The 1,599-nt window shown below is 71.5% G+C and carries 2 protein-coding genes; both read right to left on the bottom strand.

The genetic code is table 11. The annotated features are described in order from the left end of the window. The coding region (locus GUY60_RS37540) for a GntR family transcriptional regulator (protein ID WP_312866577.1) at positions 1-621 on the bottom strand (621 nt) is incomplete at its 3' end. 62 nt (positions 622-683) lie between these two features. Then, the gene (locus GUY60_RS37545; RefSeq protein WP_161705975.1) at positions 684-1,451 is read right to left on the bottom strand and encodes a maleate cis-trans isomerase family protein; all 768 of its coding nucleotides are present in this window, start codon (positions 1,449-1,451) and stop codon (positions 684-686) included. Between the last annotated feature and the right edge of the window lie 148 nt (positions 1,452-1,599).

Raw genomic sequence — 1,599 nt, forward strand, 5'->3', positions numbered from 1 at the left:
GAGCCGGTCCACCGCGTCCTGCATATGGGCCTCGAGCAGCGTCAGCAGGAGGGGCTCGTTCTCTGCTCGGAGGACTTCGATCAGGGCTGCGTGTTCTTCGACCATGGCCTGGGGGTCGGGGTGGCGGTGGGTGAGGGCGGAGAGGCACATGCGGGTTTCGACGAAGAGGGTTTCCGCGATGCGGGCCAGGCGGCGGCTGCCTGATTCGCGTACCAGGGTCTGGTGCAACTCCATGTCGGCGGCGCCGAGTTGGGCCATGTTGCCGCGGCGGGCCGCCGTGGCCATCGCGCGGTGGGGCTTGGCCAGGCGGTCCGCCGTGCGTTGCGGGTCCTGCCGCAGGACGAGGCGGCAGGCCGCGGCTTCCATGGCGGAGCGGGCGAAGTAGATGTCCCGTACGTCGTCCTCGTCGAGCTTGGTGACGAAGACGCCGCGGTGCGGTTCGCTGACCGCGATGCCCTGTTGGACGAGGCGCTGCATGGCCTCGCGGAGCGGGCCGCGGCTGACGCCGAGCTGCGCGGCGAGGTCCGCCTCGCCCAGCTGGTGGCCGGGCGGCAGGGTGCCGTCCATGATGGCCTGGGTCAGCTGGGCGGCGATGGCGATGGCCGCGGGCTCTCGCTTCACCGGGCGAAGACTCTTCACTTCCGCCATATTCAGTTCGTCCTTGGTCGGGGGCGCGGGCGGTGTCAGACCGCGCCGGTGGCGATACGGGGATGGTCGGGGAGCGCGAACAGCGCGCCAAGGCCGGTGCGCGGGGTCGCGTCGCCGGCGAGGCGCAGGCCCTCCCAGGCGGAGACCTGGTTGGCCGTGAGCACCGGCTTGCCGACGGCCTGCTCGAGGTCGTCGAGGTACGCGATCGTGTGCAGCGCGGTGTCGGGGAGCAGGATCACGTCCGCGTCGGGGTGGTCGTTCGACACGGCCAGTTCCAGGACCTGTTCGCGGCCGAGCGTGCCGACCTCGGCGGCCGTGATGATGCCGCGCCCGGAGACCTGGACCACCTCGCAGTCGGCGGCTTCGAGGAAGCGTACGAAGTACTCCGCGACGTCGTCCGGGTAGGTCGCCGCGACGGCGGGCCTGCGGACGCCGAGGGCCTCGATGGCGTGGGCGAAGGCGAAGGAGGTCGACGAGACGCGGGACACCGGGAGGCCGGCCGCGGCGGCGAGTTCCTCGACCTGGCGGCGGGCGCCGTCCGGGCCGTAGATGAAGCTCGCGCTGGTGCAGGCCCAGACGACCGCGTCCGGCGCGTGCCGGGACAGCTCGGTGAGGCCGTCGGCGAGCCGGTGGGTGGCGCCCATCTCCAGGAGGGCGTCGACGCGGTGGGCGTCCTCGCCCATGTCCGTGTGCGCCAGGGGGAGTCGTACGCCGTCGCCGAGCAGGGCTTCGAGGCGGGGGTAGTCGTCCTCGGCGGAGAATCCCGGGTAGAGGAAGCCAACGCAGGTGGACCGGTCAAGCATAGGTTCGATTTCCTTTCGTGCGGGCAGTTTAGCCGTCGGCCACGAGGTGCGGCCAGATTGTCGACAGTCAACAATCTTCCGGGCGCACCGGTCGGGAACGGGTGTATCAGGCCAGGTCGGACGGGGTGGCGGGCGGTCGGGGCTGGGT

The organism is Streptomyces boluensis (assembly GCF_009908195.1).
GTDB classification, from domain to species: Bacteria; Actinomycetota; Actinomycetes; order Streptomycetales; family Streptomycetaceae; genus Streptomyces; species Streptomyces boluensis.